This window comes from Streptomyces sp. LX-29 (assembly GCF_029541745.1).
In the GTDB taxonomy this organism is placed as follows: Bacteria; Actinomycetota; Actinomycetes; order Streptomycetales; family Streptomycetaceae; genus Streptomyces.
Window position 1 is genome coordinate 2173015 of the sequence record NZ_CP089746.1, and the last position, 17416, is coordinate 2190430.

19 protein-coding genes are annotated in these 17416 nt (G+C 72.4%); 4 read left to right on the forward strand and 15 right to left on the reverse strand.

All coding sequences use genetic code 11. The features are described 5' to 3' along the window. Position 1: 1 nt before the first annotated feature. The 6 genes from LRS74_RS09165 to LRS74_RS09190 form a co-directional block, all read right to left on the reverse strand. The gene (locus tag LRS74_RS09165; RefSeq protein ID WP_277740542.1) at positions 2 to 598 is read right to left on the reverse strand and encodes a YceD family protein; all 597 of its coding nucleotides are present in this window, start codon (positions 596 to 598) and stop codon (positions 2 to 4) included. Positions 599 to 874: 276 nt separating this feature from the next. Beyond that, positions 875 to 2068: an ATP synthase F0 subunit B gene (locus tag LRS74_RS09170; RefSeq protein ID WP_277740543.1), complete on the reverse strand. Its 1194-nt coding sequence runs from the start codon at positions 2066 to 2068 to the stop codon at positions 875 to 877. 107 nt (positions 2069 to 2175) lie between these two features. Continuing rightward, complete coding sequence (gene coaD, locus LRS74_RS09175) at positions 2176 to 2655, reverse strand: pantetheine-phosphate adenylyltransferase (protein ID WP_277740544.1); 480 nt, start codon at positions 2653 to 2655, stop codon at positions 2176 to 2178. A gap of 26 nt (positions 2656 to 2681) precedes the next feature. Continuing rightward, on the reverse strand, positions 2682 to 3266 hold the full coding sequence (gene rsmD / locus LRS74_RS09180) for a 16S rRNA (guanine(966)-N(2))-methyltransferase RsmD (protein ID WP_277740545.1): 585 nt from the start codon (positions 3264 to 3266) through the stop codon (positions 2682 to 2684). Positions 3267 to 3410: 144 nt separating this feature from the next. After that, positions 3411 to 5708 carry an ATP-dependent DNA helicase RecG gene (recG, locus tag LRS74_RS09185; protein WP_277740546.1) on the reverse strand — a complete coding sequence of 766 codons (2298 nt, stop codon included), beginning with the start codon at positions 5706 to 5708 and terminating at the stop codon, positions 3411 to 3413. Positions 5709 to 6115: 407 nt separating this feature from the next. Further along, positions 6116 to 7900, reverse strand: a complete 1785-nt coding sequence (locus LRS74_RS09190) for a DAK2 domain-containing protein (protein ID WP_277740547.1) — start codon at positions 7898 to 7900, stop codon at positions 6116 to 6118. A 258-nt stretch (positions 7901 to 8158) separates the two neighbouring features. Between LRS74_RS09190 and rpmB the strand changes: the two genes are divergently transcribed. Then, positions 8159 to 8344: a 50S ribosomal protein L28 gene (gene rpmB / locus LRS74_RS09195; RefSeq protein ID WP_144381697.1), complete on the forward strand. Its 186-nt coding sequence runs from the start codon at positions 8159 to 8161 to the stop codon at positions 8342 to 8344. 104 nt (positions 8345 to 8448) lie between these two features. Here rpmB and thiD read toward each other — a convergent pair whose 3' ends face one another. Together thiD and LRS74_RS09205 are read right to left on the reverse strand one after the other, a co-directional pair. Next, positions 8449 to 9267 (reverse strand): bifunctional hydroxymethylpyrimidine kinase/phosphomethylpyrimidine kinase, encoded by an 819-nt coding sequence (gene thiD, locus LRS74_RS09200; RefSeq protein WP_277740548.1) that lies wholly within the window; start codon positions 9265 to 9267, stop codon positions 8449 to 8451. A 10-nt stretch (positions 9268 to 9277) separates the two neighbouring features. After that, positions 9278 to 10246, reverse strand: a complete 969-nt coding sequence (locus LRS74_RS09205) for a thiamine-phosphate kinase (RefSeq protein ID WP_144381695.1) — start codon at positions 10244 to 10246, stop codon at positions 9278 to 9280. A 157-nt stretch (positions 10247 to 10403) separates the two neighbouring features. On the opposite strand from LRS74_RS09205, the gene LRS74_RS09210 reads away from it, so the two are divergent. Both LRS74_RS09210 and LRS74_RS09215 read left to right on the forward strand, forming a co-directional pair. Continuing rightward, on the forward strand, positions 10404 to 10637 hold the full coding sequence (locus tag LRS74_RS09210; RefSeq protein ID WP_277740549.1) for an Lrp/AsnC ligand binding domain-containing protein: 234 nt from the start codon (positions 10404 to 10406) through the stop codon (positions 10635 to 10637). Positions 10638 to 10697: 60 nt separating this feature from the next. Continuing rightward, entirely contained in the window at positions 10698 to 11204 is a 507-nt protein-coding gene (locus LRS74_RS09215; protein WP_277740550.1) for a DUF3515 domain-containing protein, read from the forward strand. Between the two features lie 164 nt (positions 11205 to 11368). Here LRS74_RS09215 and LRS74_RS09220 read toward each other — a convergent pair whose 3' ends face one another. Genes LRS74_RS09220 through LRS74_RS09230 form a run of 3 tightly spaced genes read right to left on the reverse strand, consistent with a single transcriptional unit; the run spans position 11369 to position 14398 of the window. Next, positions 11369 to 12523, reverse strand: a complete 1155-nt coding sequence (locus LRS74_RS09220; protein ID WP_277740551.1) for a D-alanine--D-alanine ligase family protein — start codon at positions 12521 to 12523, stop codon at positions 11369 to 11371. A 34-nt stretch (positions 12524 to 12557) separates the two neighbouring features. Then, a complete protein-coding gene (locus tag LRS74_RS09225; RefSeq protein ID WP_277740552.1) occupies positions 12558 to 13559 on the reverse strand; it encodes an NAD(P)H-dependent glycerol-3-phosphate dehydrogenase in 1002 nt (333 codons plus the stop codon). Further along, complete coding sequence (locus LRS74_RS09230; RefSeq protein ID WP_277740553.1) at positions 13556 to 14398, reverse strand: lysophospholipid acyltransferase family protein; 843 nt, start codon at positions 14396 to 14398, stop codon at positions 13556 to 13558. The genes LRS74_RS09225 and LRS74_RS09230 overlap by 4 nt, the downstream gene beginning before the upstream one ends. Before the next feature lie 158 nt (positions 14399 to 14556). Between LRS74_RS09230 and cofC the strand changes: the two genes are divergently transcribed. Continuing rightward, complete coding sequence (gene cofC, locus LRS74_RS09235) at positions 14557 to 15255, forward strand: 2-phospho-L-lactate guanylyltransferase (protein WP_277744671.1); 699 nt, start codon at positions 14557 to 14559, stop codon at positions 15253 to 15255. A 20-nt stretch (positions 15256 to 15275) separates the two neighbouring features. Here cofC and LRS74_RS09240 read toward each other — a convergent pair whose 3' ends face one another. From LRS74_RS09240 to leuD, 4 genes are all read right to left on the reverse strand, one after another. Then, positions 15276 to 15479 (reverse strand): hypothetical protein, encoded by a 204-nt coding sequence (locus LRS74_RS09240; protein ID WP_277740554.1) that lies wholly within the window; start codon positions 15477 to 15479, stop codon positions 15276 to 15278. Between the two features lie 180 nt (positions 15480 to 15659). Continuing rightward, positions 15660 to 16322, reverse strand: a complete 663-nt coding sequence (locus tag LRS74_RS09245) for an HU family DNA-binding protein (RefSeq protein WP_277740555.1) — start codon at positions 16320 to 16322, stop codon at positions 15660 to 15662. Positions 16323 to 16447: 125 nt separating this feature from the next. After that, on the reverse strand, positions 16448 to 16693 hold the full coding sequence (locus LRS74_RS09250) for a hypothetical protein (RefSeq protein WP_144381688.1): 246 nt from the start codon (positions 16691 to 16693) through the stop codon (positions 16448 to 16450). Positions 16694 to 16819: 126 nt separating this feature from the next. Then, entirely contained in the window at positions 16820 to 17413 is a 594-nt protein-coding gene (gene leuD / locus LRS74_RS09255; protein ID WP_277740556.1) for a 3-isopropylmalate dehydratase small subunit, read from the reverse strand. Positions 17414 to 17416 lie beyond the last annotated feature (3 nt).

The window sequence follows — 17416 nt, forward strand, 5'->3', positions numbered from 1 at the left end:
GCTACTTCTCCTGCTTCTCGTCGACGCCCGCTTCGGCGCCGCCCATGTTGTCCTTCTCGCCGTCCTTGATGGTGTCGGCGAGTCCCTGCAGTGCCGCCCAACGGATGTCGACGGCGTCGTGGTGGTGGTCCGGGTCGTCCGTCAGCCGCATCCCGCAGTCGGGACACAGGCCGAGGCAGTCCTCCCGGCACACCGGCTGCAGCGGCAGTGACAGCACCACCGCGTCCCGCAGCACGGGTTCGAGGTCGAGCAAGTCGTCCTCGAGGAAGAGCCTGTCCTCCTCCTCGGCGTCGTCGTCCGAGTCCGCATCGCGGCCCCAGGCGTCGGCGTCGGGGTAGGAGTACATCTCCTGGAAGTCCGCTTCGAGCTCACGCTCCAGCGGCTCCAGACACCTTACGCACTCCCCTGTGAGCGGTGCACGGGCGGTGCCTGTGACAAGCACCCCTTCCATGACCGACTCCAGGCGGAGGTCCAGCTCCACCGTCGCGCCCTCCCGCACCCCGATGACCTCGATACCGAGGTCCTTGGGGGCGGGCACGGAGCGGGAGAGCCGCTTGAGCGCACCAGGACGCCGCCCGAGCTCGCGTGTGTCGAACACGAGCGGGGCACGGTGGTCGAGGCGGGCGTTCAGGGCTTCCTGCTTTCTACGTGTTCGACGCTTTACGCTGCGGAACGGCTCACCCTGCCACGGCGTGTCGACGCGAAGCGGGCAGCCTAGATCGCGGACGTAGGCGCGACCGAAGAGCCAGGATACTGGACGGGCCGCTCTCGTCCCAATCCACGGCCCCCGGCGACCGCCCGGCGTCGGTTTCGGCGCCGCCCGGCAGGGGTGCGGCGGCCACCCGGCGCACCCCCGCCGGCCCGTCCTGCGGGCTCAGCGACCTTGCTCGTACTGCCGCAGCTGATCGAGGTTGATCATGCTGGTGTCGAAGAGGCTGGTCTCGTCGAGCGCCGCGCCCTGCGTCCCGTGCTGCGCCGGCTGCGCCGGGTGCCCGTGCCCGCCGTAGCCACCGCCCGTCGCGTAACCGTCGTAGCCCTCGTAGCCGGACGCCTGGGGCTGCTGCCAGCCGTACGGGTCCTGCTGCGGGTAGCCGGCGGTCGCGGGCTGCGCGGCGTACGGGTCGTGGCCCTGGGCGTACGACTCCGGATAGCCGTAGCCGCCCTGCTGCTGGTAGTCCGCGGTCGCCGCGTAGTAGTCCTGCTGGGCCGCCGGGGCGGGGATCCGCGGGGGCATGGTGGGGGCGGCCGGGATGTCCGGCTGTGCCGAGGGGACCGGGGGAACCGGGTCGTGGGTCGGCGGCTGGGGCACCGCGGGGGCCTGGGGGGCGGCGTGGCCCGCGAGGCCGGCCAGGAAGTCGGCGTCGCTGGTGTGGTGCAGCGCGGCGGGGTCCTGGGCGGCGTCCTGCGCGGCCATGTGGGCGCCCAGTTCGTCGATGGGGCGCGCGCCCAACAGCTTCTGTCGACCGCGGCCGGCGGCCTCCAGGGTCTTGGCCAGTACGGCGGACACGGCGCCCAGCTTGGCGTCCACGTACTCGTCGGCGCGGCGCCGCAGGGTCTCCGGGTCGGCGCTGCGCTCGGGGGCGTCGTCCGGCCGGCCGTCGGGGGTCATCCCGTCGCCCCCCGGGACCCGGCCCAGCAGCTTCTCGCGGCCGCGGTCGACGGCGCCGATGGTCTTGGTGAGCACGACCTCGAAGTTGGCGAGCTTGCTGTCGACGTAGTCGTCGGCCTCGGTGCGGATCTCCTCCGCCTCCCGGCGGGCCTCGGTCAGGATGCGGTCGGCCTCCTCCCGGGACTGCCGCGCGACCTCGGTGTCGGAGATCAGCGAACCGCGCTGGGCGTGCGCGGACTCGATGATCCGGTCGGCCTCCTGGCGGGCCTGCTCGACCATCTGCGCGCGGCCGCCGAGCACCTCCTGCGCCTGGGCGAGGGAGCCGGGCAGGGCGGCGCGCACCTCTTCGAGCATGGCGAGCAGCTCGGCGCGGTTGACCACGCACGAGGCCGACATGGGCATGGACCGGGCGCCGGCGACGGCGTCGACGATCTCGTCGAGCTTCTTCGATACGTCCACCTGGGGCTCGCCACTCTCTCTGACGGATGGGAGGGAACACGAACAGACGCCGACGACTGTACGGCCAGTGCACCCCGCCCGACACCTACTGACGGGCCGTCACCGGGTCAGCGCTCGCCGAGCCGCTCGGTGAGTGCCCGGAGCACCGTCGGAGGCACCAGGTGGGAGACGTCGCCGCCCCAGGCGGCGACCTCCTTGACCAGGCTGGAGGAGAGGAAGCTGTAGGTGGGGTTGGTCGGCACGAACAGCGTCTCCACGCCGGACAGGCCGTTGTTCATCTGGGCCATCTGGAGCTCGTAGTCGAAGTCGCTGACCGCCCGCAGCCCCTTGACGATGGCGGGGATGTCGCGCTCCTTGCAGAAGTCGACCAGCAGCCCGTGGAAGGCCTCGACCTCCACGTTGCCGAACTCGGCCGTCACCTCACGCAGCAGCGCTATGCGCTCCTCGACGGTGAACAGGCCCTTCTTGGACTTGTTGATCATCACCGCGACGTGCACGACGTCGTACAGCTTCGACGCTCGGGCGATGATGTCCAGGTGTCCGTTGGTGACGGGGTCGAAGGACCCCGGACAGACTGCGCGGCGCAACAGTGGTTCCTCGCTCTCCAGGCCGGTCATGACGCGTTGTCGCACGTAGAGGCGGCGCGACCGTACCAAAGCGTGCCCTCGCCGTAGCGACGGGCCCGCAGCCCGTCGAAACCGGCGGGCCACCGGAACTCCCCGCCTCTGGTGCTGCGCTCCACGGTGGCCAGCGCATCCTCCGTCAGCCACCCGTTACGGAGGAGTGTGAGCAGGATCTCCCGGAGATCGTCGTCGCTCACGGCGTAGGGCGGGTCCAGGAAGACCACGTCGTACGGGCGGTCCGGGGCGGGGGCGGCGGTGATCTGCTCCGCCTTCGCGGTGCGCACCTCGGCGCCGGGCAGCCCGATCGCGCGCACGTTCTCGCGGATGGTGCGGGCGGCTCGGGTGTCCGCCTCCACCAGCAGCACGTGCTCGGCGCCGCGCGACAGGGCCTCCAGGCCGACCGCGCCGGAGCCGCCGTACAGGTCGAGCACGCGGGTCCCGTGCAACGAGCCGAGCAGGGACTCCCAGGTGGAGAAGAGGCCCTCGCGCGCCCGGTCCGAGGTGGGTCGGGTGCCGTTGCCTGGCGGCACCGCGAGGCGGCGCCCCCCTGCCGCACCGGCGATCACGCGGGTCATGTAGGTGGGCCGCCCTTCGGTTCGGTCCGCGGCTCGGGCCGCGGCTTCGGTCCGCGGCTTCGGTCGGAGTGTCGGTCCGCGGTTTCGGTATGCGCTCGCTGCGCATCCATTATTGGCGCATTCCCGACCGGTCCGGACCCGGGCTCAGCCCTTGTCCAGGTACTCTTCCCGCTCCGCGGACAGCAGGGCGTCCAGGACGGTGCGCAGCTCGGGCTGGCCGGCCAGCTCGGGATCGGCCGCCACCAGCGCCTGGGCCTCCTCGCGGGCCGCGGCGATGACCTCCTCGTCGTCGATGACGGTGAGCATCCGCAGCGAGGAGCGGGCGCCCGACTGGGCCTGGCCCAGCACATCGCCCTCGCGGCGCTGCTCCAGGTCGATGCGGGACAGTTCGAAGCCGTCCAGGGTGGCGGCGACCGCGTTCAGCCGGGTGCGCGCCTGGCTGGCCTCGGGCATCTCGGTGACCAGCAGACACAGCCCGGGGGCCGAGCCGCGGCCCACCCGGCCACGCAGCTGGTGCAGCTGGGAGACGCCGAAACGGTCCGCGTCCATGATCACCATGACGGTGGCGTTGGGGACGTTCACACCGACCTCGATGACGGTGGTGGCCACCAGCACGTCCACCTCGCCGGCGGAGAACCGGCGCATCACGTCGTCTTTGGCCTCCGGCTGCATCCGGCCGTGCAGCACCTCCACCCGCAGCCCACGCAGCGGGCCGGCGCCGAGCTGCTCGGCGATGTCCAACACGGCCAGCGGCGGGCGCTTCTCCGCCTCGTCCTCCGGCGACTGGTCCTCGCCCTCGTCGGCCCTGCCGGCCTTGCCCTTCTTCAGCTCGGCCGCCTCGTCGACGTCGTCGCCGATGCGCGGACACACCACGTACGCCTGGTGGCCGCCCTCGACCTCCTCGCGGACCCGCTCCCAGGCGCGGGTCAGGAAGTGCGGCTTGTCCTGCGCGGGCACCACATGGGAGGCGATCGGGGAGCGGCCGGCCGGGAGCTGGTCCAGGACGGAGGTCTCCAGGTCGCCGAAGACGGTCATGGCGACCGTGCGTGGGATGGGGGTCGCCGTCATGACCAGCAGGTGAGGCGTTCGCCGCTCGCCCTGGGAGTCTCCCTTGGCCCGCAGCGCGTCGCGCTGCTCGACGCCGAACCGGTGCTGCTCGTCGACCACGACCAGGCCCAGGTCGTGGAACTTCACCTTGTCCTCGATCAGCGCGTGGGTGCCGACCACGATCCCGGCCTCGCCGGTGACCAGGTCCAACAGCGCCTGGCGGCGGGCGGCGGCGCCCATGGAGCCGGTGAGCAGCACCACCTTGGTGCCCTGCTCGGCGCCGCCGAGCGTCCCGCCCTCCCGTCGCCCACCACCGCCCTCAGCGGATGGCGCTTCGCGCCACAGCCCCCACCGCTCGGCCAGGTCGCCCATCATCTCCGTGATGGAGCGGTGGTGCTGCTGGGCGAGCACCTCGGTGGGGGCGAGCATGGCGGCCTGGCCGCCGGCGTCGACCACGCCGAGCATGGCGCGCAGCGCGACCATGGTCTTTCCGGATCCGACCTCGCCCTGGAGCAGCCGGTGCATGGGATGTTCGGCCGCGAGGTCGGTGAAGATCTCGGCGCTGACCCGGCGCTGGCCCTCGGTGAGCTCGAAGGGCAACCGGGCGTCGAAGGCGTCCAGGAGGCCGCCGGAGGAGGGTTTGCGGGCGACCGCGGGCGCCTGCGTGTCGGCGTACCGGCGCCGGGCGAGGGCGACCTGGAGCACGAACGCCTCGTCCCACTTGAGCCGCTCGCGGGCGTCGTGGATATCGGCCTTGGTGCGCGGCCGGTGGACCTTGAGCAGGGCCTCGGGGAGCGGAACCAGGCCGCGGCCCTCGCGTAGCGCGGGCGGCAGCGGGTCGACGGCGTCCCCCGCGCTCGGGAGCACCGCGTCGACGGCCTTGGCCAGCTTCCAGGAGGCCATCTGCTGGCAGGCCGGGTAGATCGGGATCAGCTGGTTGGCGAAGGCGTCGACCGCGTCCTCGCCGCTGTCCTTGTCCAGCAGCTGGTACTCCGGGTGGGCCAGCTGGAGTTTGCGGTTGAAGACGGAGACCTTGCCGGCGAACATCGCGCGGCGACCGGGCAGCAGCTCCTTGTGCGGCTTGTGGATGCCCTTGCCGAAGAAGACCAGCTGGAGCCGGCCGCTGCCGTCGGTCAGGGTGACCTCCAGCCGCTGCCCCCGGCCCCGGTTGAAGGTCAGCACGCGGGCGTCGGCGACCTGCGCGACGACGGTGACGTGCTCGTCCAACGGCAGGTCGGCGAGGCGCGTCAGCTCGCCGCGCTCGGCGTACCGCCGCGGGTAGTGGTGCAGCAGGTCGCCGACCGTGCGCAGGTCGAGGTGGTCGGCCAGCACCTTCGCGGTGGTGCCGCCGAGGATCTTCTTCAGGGGTTCTTGCAGCGCGGGCACGTCATCCATTGCACACCACACCGGTGACAACGGGGGCCGAACCGCGCACCGCGCCGCTGACAACCGGCCCGCCCCGCGCCAGCCGTGCGGTGCCGATTGCCTACGCTCCCGCCCCGCACGGGGGCGAGTGAACCGAAGGGCGCGCGACCGCCGAAACGGAGAGCGCCGCCACCTCACGGCCACGAACGCACTCCCGCCCCGCACGCACCGGCGAGTGAGCCGAAGGGCGCGCGGCTGCCGAAAGGGAGAGCGCGCGGAGCCTGTGAGGAACGAGCAGGCGAGCACGGTCGACCGTCGGCAGTCGCTTACAGCGCCCGGAGGCGAACCGAGCCTCAAAAAAAGGGGGGCGCACGGTCGACCGTCGGCAGTCGCTTGAAGCGCCCGGAGGCGAACCGAGCCCTCAAAAAAGGCGGCGCCTATTCGATGCCGATGATCAACGGCACGGCCTGCTGCTCGCCTCGGTACGCGACCGTGTCGACGGCCAGGTGCCCCTCGCGTACGTGCCCCGTCAGGAGCTCGGAGACGGTGTCGGGGACGCCCTCGCCCAGGACCAGGGTGACCAGTTCGCCGCCGGCGGCCAGCATCCGGTCCAGCACCGTGCGGGCGGTGGCGACCAGGTCGCGGCCGATGACCGCGACATCGCCGTCGATCAGCCCGAGCACGTCTCCGGCCTGGCACACCCCGGCCATGGTCCAGGACTGGTGCTCGGCCACCACCAGCTCGGCGTGGCGGGTGGCCCCGGCGGCGGCGGTCATGGCGACGACGTCCTCGTCGAAGCGGCGGCCGGGTTCGTGGACGGCGAGCGCGGCGATGCCCTGGACGGCGGAACGGGTGGGGATGAGGGCGACGCGCACCCCTTCGGTGCGGGCCTGTTCGGCGGCGGCCGCGGCGGTGTGCTGGAGCGTCGCGTCGTTGGGCAGCACCACCACCTCGTGGGCGTGGGCGCGTCGGATGGCCTCCACCAGCTCCCCGCTGACCGGCGGCTCCCCGGGCCGGGTGGCGACGACGACGGCGCCCGCCTCCCGGTGGAGCGCGGCCAGTCCGGCGCCCGGCACCACCGCGACGACCGCGCGGGGGGCGCGTTCGCGGCGCGGGCGCGGACCCTCGCCGCGCGGGGCGTCCTCGGCGGTCGCCGCGCCCGGGGCGCCGTGGCCCCGTCCGGCGGCGGCCGCGGCGCCGAAGTGGGTGATGCGGATGCGGTACGGGCGGCCCGCCTGGACGCCGGCCTCGACGGCGGCGCCCGCGTCGTCCACGTGCACATGGACGTTCCACAGCCCGTCGCCGCCGACGACGACCAGGCAGTCGCCCAGCGCGTCCAGCCGGGCCCGCAGTCGGTCGACCGTGGCCTCCTCGGCCTCCAGCAGATAGATCACCTCGAAGGCGGGGCCACCGGCGTGTGCGGCGGCCGCGGCCGCCGCGTCGACCACGCAGCTCGTCACGGGCCCCGCTTCCGGGCTCCTTCCCGATCCCGGGGCCTTCCCCGGCCCGCCGCCGGCCTCGCGTCCGGCGTCGGCCCGCGATCCCGGTGCGGCGGTGCGCGGCGGCGCCGCGGTCGCGCCCGTAAGGGCCTGGGCCAGCGCGCCGAGGACCGCCACCAGGCCGGAGCCACCGGCGTCGACGACGCCCGCGCGGGCGAGCACCTCCAGCTGGTCGGGGGTGGCGTCCAGCGCTCCACGCGCGCCCTCGTGGGCCGCGCGGGCCACGGCGGCGGTGTCCCCCTCGGCCCGCTCGGCCGCGTCGGCGGCGGCCGCCGCCACGGTGAGCACGGTGCCCTCCACGGGGTGTGCGACGGCCGCGTAGGCCGACTCCGCGGCGTGCCGCAGCGCGCGCTTGAGCGCCCCGGGGTCCGCCGTGCGGGGAGCACCGGCGGCCGCCAGCACGTCGGCCATGCCGCGCAGCAGCTGCGCCAGGATGGTGCCCGAGTTGCCGCGGGCGCCGATGAGCGCGCCGTGGGCCATGGCCCGTACGGCGTCCGCCAGGGTGGGGTGGGAGGGCGCGCCGGTGGCGGCGGCGTGGCCGTCGAAGGCCGCCTCGACGGCCTGGGCGGCCGACTCGGCGGTCAGATAGAGGTTGGTGCCGGTGTCCCCGTCGGCGACCGGGTAGACGTTGATCGCGTCGATGTCCGCACGGGCTCGTCCCAGCGCCTCCAGCGCCAGCCCGCACCATTCGCGTACCGCCTCGGCGTCGAGCGTGTGCGGCACGGACGTCCTCCTCGGGGGAGACTCTCGGGGGAGACTGGCTGGCGGATCGGCTTCGCAGCGTAGTCCTGGTGCCAGGGCCCGCGCGGCCCGGGTCGCGCAGGTCATGGTAGTTTCGTTGTACGGGAGCGGTCGTTGTATGCTGCTCCGGTTGCCTGATGCGAATCGGGCCTTTTTTCCCCTGGCTCTTCCCGCCGGGGCACCTACCGTAAGTGTCTGTCTCCTCGCGAATGCGGGGCTGACCCGTCTTTGGAGTAACCCGTGGCTGCCAACTGCGACGTCTGCGGCAAGGGGCCGGGCTTCGGCAACAACATCTCGCACTCGCACCGCCGCACCCCTCGTCGTTGGAACCCCAACATCCAGACGGTGCGCGCTGTGATCGGTCGGACGCCGAAGAAGCTCAACGTCTGCACCTCTTGCATCAAGGCCGGCAAGGTCTCGCGCTAACGCTGAACTGTCAAGCCGGTCCACCCTGCGGGTGGGCCGGCTTTTCGCATGCCCGGAAACCCCATGGGGCTTCCCTCGGAGCCTCCCCGACCGGCGCCCTCCGGTCAGCCCGTCCGCCAGCGCCAGCCGTGGTCGACCGGGCCGATGCCGGCGCCCAGGGCGAAGCCGGCCGCGATGGCGCCGGTGACGTAGTCCTTGGCGGCGGCGACGGCCGCCGGCACCGGGAGCCCCCGGCCGAGCCCCGCCGCGATCGCGCTGGCGAGGGTGCAGCCGGTGCCGTGGGTGTGCCGGTTGTCGTGGCGGGGAGCGCGCAGCCAGTGCTCCTCGGTGCCGTCCGTCAGCAGGTCGACGGCGTCCGCAGTGCCGCCGTCGAGGTGTCCGCCCTTGATCAGCGCCCAGCGGGGCCCGAACTCCAGCACCGCGTCGGCCGCTCGCCGCATGTCGGACTCGTCCGCGACCCGCACGCCGGTCAGCTGGGCCACCTCGTCGAGGTTGGGGGTGGCCACGGTGGCGGTCGGCAGCAGCCTGGTCCGCATCGCCCCGAGGGCGCTGGTGGCCAGCAGCGCGTCGCCGTGCTTGGAGACTCCGACCGGATCCACCACCACCGGCGCCCCGACGTCCGTGAGCAGTTCGGCCACGGTCTCCACCAGTTCGGCGGAGGCGAGCATCCCGGTCTTGACCGCCTGGACGCCGATGTCGTCGACGACGCTGCGGAACTGCGCCCGTACGGCGGCCGCCGGCAGCTCCCAGGCGCCCTGCACGCCCACCGAGTTCTGGGCCGTCACCGCCGTGAGCACGCTCATGCCGTGCACGCCCAGCGCCAGCATCGTCTTCAGGTCGGCCTGGACGCCCGCACCGCCGCCGGAGTCGGAGCCGGCGACGGTGAGGACACGGGGCGGTATCGGGGCGGGTGTCTGCGGCATGCCGCAGAATCTACTCGGCCTCCGGCTCGTCGCCGAAGTGGTCCCAGCCGCCGTGCGGCCAGGGCGCGCCGTCGACCGTCACCTGCGGCAGCGCCGAGGGGTTGAGCACCTCGCCGATGACCTTCCAGCGGGCCGGCAGCTTGGCGTCCGGCGGGAAGGTGGCCACGATCGCGTGGTCCTCTCCCCCGTTGAGGACCCACTGGAGCGGGTCCACGCCGACCGCCTGGGCGATGTCGGACATCTGCGAGGGAACGTCGATGTCGCCGGAGCGCAGATCGATGCGCACCTTGCTGGCTTCGGCGATGTGCCCCAGGTCGGCCACCAGCCCGTCGCTGACGTCCGTCATCGCGGTGGCGCCGAGCCCGGCGGCCGCGGGGCCGGCGTGGTACGGCGGCTCCGGCCGGCGGTGCGCCTCGACGAAGGCGCGCGGGGAGCGGAAGCCGCGGGAGAGCACCGCGTGCCCCGCGGCCGACCATCCCAACCAGCCGGTGACCGCGACCACGTCGCCCGGTTGAGCACCGGATCGAGTGACCGGGTCATGGTTACGGAGGTCCCCCAGCGCGGTGATGGCGACGGTGATCGTGTCACCGCGCACCACGTCGCCGCCGACCACGGCGGCACCGGCGACCTGGCACTCGTCGCGCAGCCCGTCCATCAGCTCGGTCGCCCAGGTGGTCGGGAGTTCGGCGGGGACGACCAGGCCGAGCAGCAGCGCCGTGGGCACCGCGCCCATCGCCGCGATGTCGGCGAGGTTCTGCGCGGCCGCCTTGCGGCCCACGTCGTAGGCGGTGGACCAGTCCCGGCGGAAGTGCCGCCCTTCGAGCAGCACGTCCGTGCTCGCCACCACCCGACGGTCGGGGGCCGCGACCACCGCCGCGTCGTCCCCGGGGCCCAGCCGTACCGCCGATGTGGTGGTGAGCCGGGCGGTGAGCTCTCTGATGAGCCCGAACTCACCCAGCTCCCCCACGGTGCCTTTCACTGCGCTTCTCCTCACGGTGTCACGGTGTTGGTGTCCACGGGCGTCCACGGCCTCGCCACGCCGGGGACGCCGCGCGGGTCTCCCCTCGCCACTCGGCGACGCGGTACCGTGGCGTCCCTTCTCCCCACATGATCCTCGAAGCCGCCCTGGAGGTTCCGTGGTACAGGCGTACATCCTGATCCAGACCGAGGTCGGCAAAGCGTCGACCGTGGCCAATGTGATCAGCAAGATTCCCGGTGTCATCCAGGCCGAGGATGTCACCGGTCCCTACGACGTGATTGTGCGCGCCGAGGCCGAGACGGTGGACGAGCTCGGACGGATGGTGGTGGCCAGGGTGCAACAGGTGGACGGCATCACCCGCACTCTGACCTGCCCGGTCGTCCATCTCTAGTCCCCCGTCCCCGGCCGCCCCCGTACGGACGGTCGCCTGCGGCCCCCGTATGCTCGGCCGGTGACTCCAGCACGTCCCCGGTCGCCCCGGCGCTCCGCCCTCGTCACGATGGCGGCCCTGTTCGCGGCGACCGGTTGTTCCTTCGCTGACGACTCCGACGCCGCCCCCTCGCCCGCGGTTCCCACCCCGCCCGCGAGGGAGGCGGCGCTCTGCCGTGCCCTGCACCGGGCGCTGCCCGAGCGGGTGGACGGGTTGGCGCGACGGGACACCGCACCGGCGTCGGATCTCACCGCAGCCTGGGGCGTTCCGGCCGTGGAGCTGCGCTGCGGCGTACCCAAGCCTGACGTGCTCACGCCCGGGACGGAACACTACAACCCGAAGCACCCCGCCGTGGAGATCAACGGTGTGGAGTGGCTGCTGGAGGAGTCGGACGAGGGCTATCGCTTCACCACCGTGCTGCGGAAGACCTTTGTCGAGGTCTGGGTCCCCGCGGCGCACGCCCCCGAGGTCAACGTGCTCACCGACCTCGCGAAGCCGGTGCGGAAGACCATCCCGTTCGGCATCTGAACCTTCGGATACGCCTTCACGACAACGAGCTCGGGCGGCTTCGCGACACGAGCTTCGCGACACCGGCTTCGAGGTACGGCCTTCGAGGGACGGGCTTCGGGGCGAGGGCGCGCACGGCACCGGGGCGGAGGGAGACCCCGCCCCGGCGGCACGCACGTCGGCGGCTAGCGCAGTCCGGTGGAGCGGCGCAGCGCGGCCTGGATCAGGCGGTCCACCAGCTCCGGGTAGCTCACGCCGGACTCCTGCCACATCCGCGGGTACATGGAGATCGGGGTGAAGCCGGGCATCGTGTTGATCTCGTTGATCACGAACTCTCCGCTGTCCAGCAGGAAGAAGTCCGCCCGCACCAGGCCCTCGCAGGACGCCGCGTCGAAGGCGCGCACGGCGAGCTCCCGCACCCGCGCGGTCTGCTCCTCGGTCAGCGGGGCGGGCACGATGCCGGAGGCGGAGTCGATGTACTTCGCCTCGAAGTCGTAGAAGTCGTGGGCGGTGACCGGCGGGATCTCGGCCGGCACGCTGGCCCGCGGCCCGTCCTCGAACTCCAGCACGCCGCACTCGATCTCGCGGCCGCGCAGCAGCGCCTCCACGATGATCTTCGGGTCGTGGCGCCGGGCCTCCTCGATCGCCTCGTCCAGCCCCGCGGGGTCGTCGACCTTGCTGATGCCGAAGGAGGAGCCGGCCCGCGCGGGCTTCACGAACAGCGGCCAGCCGTGCTCGGCGGCGAACTCCACGACCTTCTTGCGGGCCGCGGCCGGGTCGTTCTCCCACTCGCGGGGGCGGATCACCTCGTACGGGCCGACCGGCAGCCCGAAGGAGGTGAAGACCCGCTTCATGTACTCCTTGTCCATGCCGACCGCGGAGGCGAGCACGCCGGAACCCACATAGGGCACACCGGAGAGCTCCAGCAGACCCTGCAGGGTGCCGTCCTCGCCGTAGGGGCCGTGCAGCATGGGGAAGACGACGTCCACGTCGCCCAGCGCCTTGGGCACCGCGCCCGGCTCGGTGTAGACCACCTCGCGGCTGGTCGGGTCGACGGGCAGCAGCACCCCGCCGTCCGCCGACTCCGCCAGGTCGTCGACGCTCGGCAGCCGCCGCTCGGCGATGGCCATCCGTTCGGGGTCGTCGGCGGTCAGCGCCCAACGGCCGTCCGCGGTGATGCCGATCGGCAGCACGTCGTACTTGGTCCGGTCGATGGCGCTCAGCACGGCGCCGGCGGTGACCACGGAGATGGCGTGCTCGGAGCTGCGGCCGCCGAAGACGACGGCGACGCGCGGCTTACGGCCGCCTGCAGGGCTGGGGGTGGAGGTCTCGCTGCTCATATCGCGATGAGGTTACCTTGCGGTCGCGTCCACGTCAGTGCCGCTCCGGCTTGGCGCTCCGCGACATCAGCTCCTTCAGTGCCACCAGCGGTGGCTTGCCCTCGTGCACGATCCCCACCACGGTCTCGGTGATCGGCATGTCGACGTCGTGCCGGCGGGCCAGATCCAGCACCGACTCGCACGACTTGACTCCCTCGGCGGTCTGCTTGGTGACCGCGATGGTCTGCTCCAGCGTCATGCCGCGGCCCAGGTTGGTGCCGAAGGTGTGGTTGCGGGAGAGCGGCGAGGAGCAGGTGGCGACCAGGTCGCCCATGCCCGCCAGGCCCGCGAAGGTGTGCGCGTCGGCCCCCATGGCCAGGCCCAGCCGGGTGGTCTCGGCCAGGCCCCGGGTGATCAGGGACGCCTTGGCGTTGTCGCCGAGCCCCATGCCGTCGGCGATGCCGACGGCGAGCGCGATGACGTTCTTCACCGCGCCGCCGAGCTCGCAGCCGACCACGTCGGTGTTGGTGTACGGGCGGAAGTACGGGGTGTGGCAGGCGGCCTGGAGGCGCCGGGCCACGTCCTCGTCGCGGCAGGCCACCACGGCGGCGGCGGGCTGCCGGGCGGCGATCTCCCGGGCCAGGTTGGGGCCGGTGAGCACCGCGACCCGCTCCGCCGGGGCCTTGGCGACCTCCTCGATGACCTCGCTCATGCGCTTGGCGGTGCCGAGTTCGACGCCCTTCATCAGGGAGACCAGCACGGTGTCGGAGGGCAGCAGCGGCGCCCACGCGGCGAGGTTGCCGCGCAGCGTCTGGGAGGGCACGGCGAGCACCGCGAACCGCGCGTCCCGTGCCGCCTCGGCGGGGTCGGTGGTGGCCCGTACCGTCCGCGGGAGCTCGACGCCCGGCAGGTAGTCGGGGTTGGTGCGCCCGGTGTTGATGGCCTCGACCAGGCCCGCCCGGCGCCCCCACAGGGTCACCTCGCAGCCGGCGTCGGCGAGCACCATCGCGAAGGCGGTGCCCCAGGAGCCGGTGCCGTAGACCGCGCAGCGCGTCACTTGCGTTCCTCCTCGGCCTCGCGGGCCTGCCGGGCCTCGGGGGCCTTGTCCGTCCCGGGGGTCCGCGCGGCCCCCGAGTCGCTCTCCGTCTCGCCGGTCCGCTCCGCCGGGACGCTCCGCTCCGCCGCGCGGGCCTTGCGCTGCACGGGGGGCCGGTCGGGAACGGGCTCCCCGCGCACCTCGGCGAGGAGTTCGGTGATGGCGGCCATGATGGCGTCGGTGGCGCCGCGCAGCACCTCGACGGTCGGCTCCTGGCCGTAGAACGCGCTCAGGTCCACCGGCGGGCCGGCCTGCACCCGCAGCGTCTTGCGGGGGAAGAGCCGCAGCCGCTTCTCCTTCGCGTACGGGGGCATCGCCTCGTTGGCGCCCCACTGTGCGACGGGGATGACCGGGGCCTTGGTCAGCAGCGCCACCCGGGCGGCGCCCGTCTTGCCGCGCATCGGCCACTGGTCGGGGTCGCGGGTGAGGGTGCCCTCCGGGTAGAAGGCCACACACTCGCCCTTGTTGATGGCGTCCACGGCGGCCCGGAAGGCGTTCGCGGCGTCGGTGGACTCCCGGTAGACGGGGATCTGGCCGGTGCCGCGCAGGAAGGTTCCGACAAAGCTGCCCTTGAAGAGCCCCGCCTTGGCGAGGAACCGCGGCACACGTCCGGTGTTGTACTGAAAGTGCGCGTAGGAGAGCGGGTCGAGATACGAGTTGTGATTGATCGCGGTGATAAATCCACCCTCAGCAGGAATGTGCTCCATTCCTCGCCAGTCCCGCTTGAACAGAACCACTAGCGGCGGTTTTACCAAGACCGCTGCTGCGCGGTACCAGAAGCCGATTCTGCGGCCGGACACTCGGAACACCTCTCTTGGACCCTGCTGACCTGCTGGCTTGCTGCCGTCCGGGCAGCCGCACAAGTGTCGCCCCAGGTACCCGGTCTGTCGAGAACACCGTAACCCCGCCTGGTCCCGGCGGGTCGCGGCAGCAGGCGAGAATGGCACTCGTGCGAGGAATGGGAGCGGCCCCGGCGGCGGGTACGACATGGACCCTGGTGGTCCCGCTCAAGCCCTTGTCCCGGGCCAAGAGCAGGCTCGCCGACGCGGTTCCGCGAGACCGCCGGCCGCGGCTGGCGCTGGCCTTCGCGCAGGACACTGTCGCCGCGGCACTGGCCTGTGAGGCGGTACGAGATGTGGTGGTCGTCACCGACGACCCGCGCGCGGCGCGCGAACTGTCGGCCCTCGGCGCGCATGTGGTGCCCGATGCGCCGGGGCGACCCGCGCCCGGCCTGAACGCCGCACTCGCCCAGGGAGCGCGGGCCGTTCGCGCGCGCCGTCCGCACGCCCCCGTGGCGGCCCTCAACGCCGACCTCCCGGCGCTGCGCCCCATCGAGCTCGCTCAGGTGCTCGAGACCGCCGCCGGCCACGCACGCGCCTTCCTGGCCGACGCCGCGGGCGTCGGCACCACGCTGCTCAGCGCGGTCGGCGGAGTGGAGCTGGCCCCGGCGTACGGCGGCCCGTCCCGCGCCCGACACCGGGCGTCCGGTGCCTGGGAGCTCGCGCTGACCGGTGTCGACAGCGTCCGCCAGGACGTGGACACGGCGGAGGACCTGCGGTCGGCGCTACGGCTGGGCGTGGGCCCCCGGACGGCGTCCCTGCTCGCCGAGGGGTCATCGGAGACGGAGGGGCTGCCGGCGGCGGAACCGCTGCGGTGAAAAGCCCCCCACGGGAGGGGTCACAAGGTCTGCAATGTCACAAAGGTGACGCGCCGCGCCTCGCCCTCCCCCTCGACCTCGATGCGCACCCGCTGACCGGGGCGCAGCAGCCGCAGGCCGCCGGCGTCGAAGGCCGCGGCGTCGAACGGCAGCGGAGTGCCGTCGTCGAGCAGCACACTGCCGGCCCGGGTGTCGGAATCGTAGGTGAACGCGGTTGCCTGCATGCCCAGAGCGTAACTCCGACGGGCTCACCCCCTGCCCGTCGGCCGTCCCCACCTCCGGCTTCCCCCGAAACCGGGCTCCCCCGAGCCCGGACTCGCCCGGACCGGCCGACGCCGGGCACACCGCGGGCCGGGCTCCCCACAGGAGCCCGGCCCGGCGCGTGACGCTGCCGACGGCCGCGGTTACTTCTTCCGGGCGGTGGTCTTCTTCGCCGTGGTCTTCCGGGCGGTGGTCTTCTTCGCCGGGGCCTTCTTGGCGACGGCCTTCTTCGCCGGAGCGGTCTTCTTGGCGGCGGCCGTGGTGGTCTTCTTCGCCGCCGTCGTGGTCTTCTTGGCGGCGGCCGTGGTGGTCTTCTTCGCCGGCGCCTTCTTGGCGGTGACCTTCTTCGCGGCGGCGGTGGTCGTGGCCTTCTTCGCCGGGGCCGCCTTCTTGGCGACAGCCGTGGTCTTCTTGGCGGCGGCCTTCTTCGCGGTCGCCTTCTTGGCGGCGGCCTTCTTCGCGGCGGCACCGACCTGGAGGCTGCCCTTCGGCGCCTTCTTGACGGAGACCTCACCGCCCTTGGGCAGCTTCTTGGAGCCGCTCACCAGGTCCTTGAAGCCCTGACCGGCGCGGAAACGGGGGACCGAGGTCTTCTTGACCCGGACCCGCTCGCCGGTCTGCGGGTTACGGGCGTAGCGAGCCGGACGCTCCACCTTCTCGAACGAGCCGAAACCGGTGACCGAAACCCGATCCCCGCCGACGACCGCGCGGACGATTGCGTCCAGGACCGCGTCGACAGCGTCGGCGGCGTTCTGACGCCCGCCGAGCTTGTCCTGAATCGCCTCTACTAGCTGCGCCTTGTTCACGTCTTCCCCTTCGGAGACATTGCTGAAACCAATGTGTTCAAGCTTTTTCGCACGTTAGGCAGATATATACCGCAAATCAAACACGAAACGGGCTAATCACCCTTGTGCCGCAACGATCTGGACCGTCACGGAGTTCGGTCGTCGTTGGGGTCTTGGGGAAAACGACCCTTGTCGAGGTCGTCCATCAACCGGTCCAGACGCCGCGCCGCGTCTGCCAGATCGTGTTTCGCCGCGGCCGTGATGACCAGCAGCTTCCGGGTCAGCGCCATCCGTACGCCCTCCGGGACTTGCAGTGCGCGCACCATGGAGTGCGCTCGCTTGAGTCGGTCGGCGACAACCCGGTAGAGCTCGAGTTGGGTGTCGCGTTCCATGCGCTGATTGTGCCATCTGCGGCGAGTTGTCGCCTCATGGGGCCTCAACATGCCGATGCGCCGCCGGTCGGTGGACCGGCGACGCATCGTGTCAAACGCGCTCTGCGCAGGGAGAACCGGGGTGGCTCAGAGCTCAACCGTGCTGGGCTTGAAGGAGGGTCGCCGGGCCTCGTAGGCGGCGATGTCGGCCTCCTCCCGGAGGGTCAGGCTGATGTCGTCCAACCCCTCCAGCAGCCTCCAGCGGGCGTTCTCGTCAAGCTCAAATTCAGCCGTGATGCCCTCGGCTCGAACCTGTCGGTCGACCAGGTCGACGGTGACCTCGGCGGCGGGGTCGGCCTCGGTCAGCTCCCACAGCCGGTCCACGGTCTCCTGCGGCAGCACCACGGTCAGCAGACCGTTCTTGAGGGAGTTGCCACGGAAGATGTCGGCGAACCGCGCGGAGATCACGGCCTTGAAGCCGTAGTTCTGCAGCGCCCATACGGCGTGCTCGCGCGAGGAGCCGGTGCCGAAGTCGGGGCCGGCGACCAGCACCGTGGCGCCCTGGCGCTCGGGGCGGTTCAGCACGAAGTCCGGGTCCTTGCGCCACGCCTCGAACAGCCCGTCCTCGAAGCCGTCGCGGGTGACCTTCTTCAGCCAGTGGGCGGGAATGATCTGGTCGGTGTCGACGTTGCTGCGGCGCAGCGGGACGGCCCGGCCGGTGTGGGTGGTGAAAGCTTCCATGGT

Bases quoted from the DNA above. Each gene is read 5' to 3' on its own strand.
- recG (WP_277740546.1), bottom strand. From the start codon at position 5,708: ATGGATGACGTGCCCGCGCTGCAAGAACCCCTGAAGAAGATCCTCGGC.
- rsmD (WP_277740545.1), bottom strand. From the start codon at position 3,266: ATGACCCGCGTGATCGCCGGTGCGGCAGGGGGGCGCCGCCTCGCGGTG.
- leuD (WP_277740556.1), bottom strand. From the start codon at position 17,413: ATGGAAGCTTTCACCACCCACACCGGCCGGGCCGTCCCGCTGCGCCGC.
- thiD (WP_277740548.1), bottom strand. From the start codon at position 9,267: ATGCCGCAGACACCCGCCCCGATACCGCCCCGTGTCCTCACCGTCGCC.
- cofC (WP_277744671.1), top strand. From the start codon at position 14,557: ATGGGAGCGGCCCCGGCGGCGGGTACGACATGGACCCTGGTGGTCCCG.
- LRS74_RS09240 (WP_277740554.1), bottom strand. From the start codon at position 15,479: ATGCAGGCAACCGCGTTCACCTACGATTCCGACACCCGGGCCGGCAGT.
- LRS74_RS09220 (WP_277740551.1), bottom strand. From the start codon at position 12,523: ATGAGCAGCGAGACCTCCACCCCCAGCCCTGCAGGCGGCCGTAAGCCG.
- LRS74_RS09250 (WP_144381688.1), bottom strand. From the start codon at position 16,693: ATGGAACGCGACACCCAACTCGAGCTCTACCGGGTTGTCGCCGACCGA.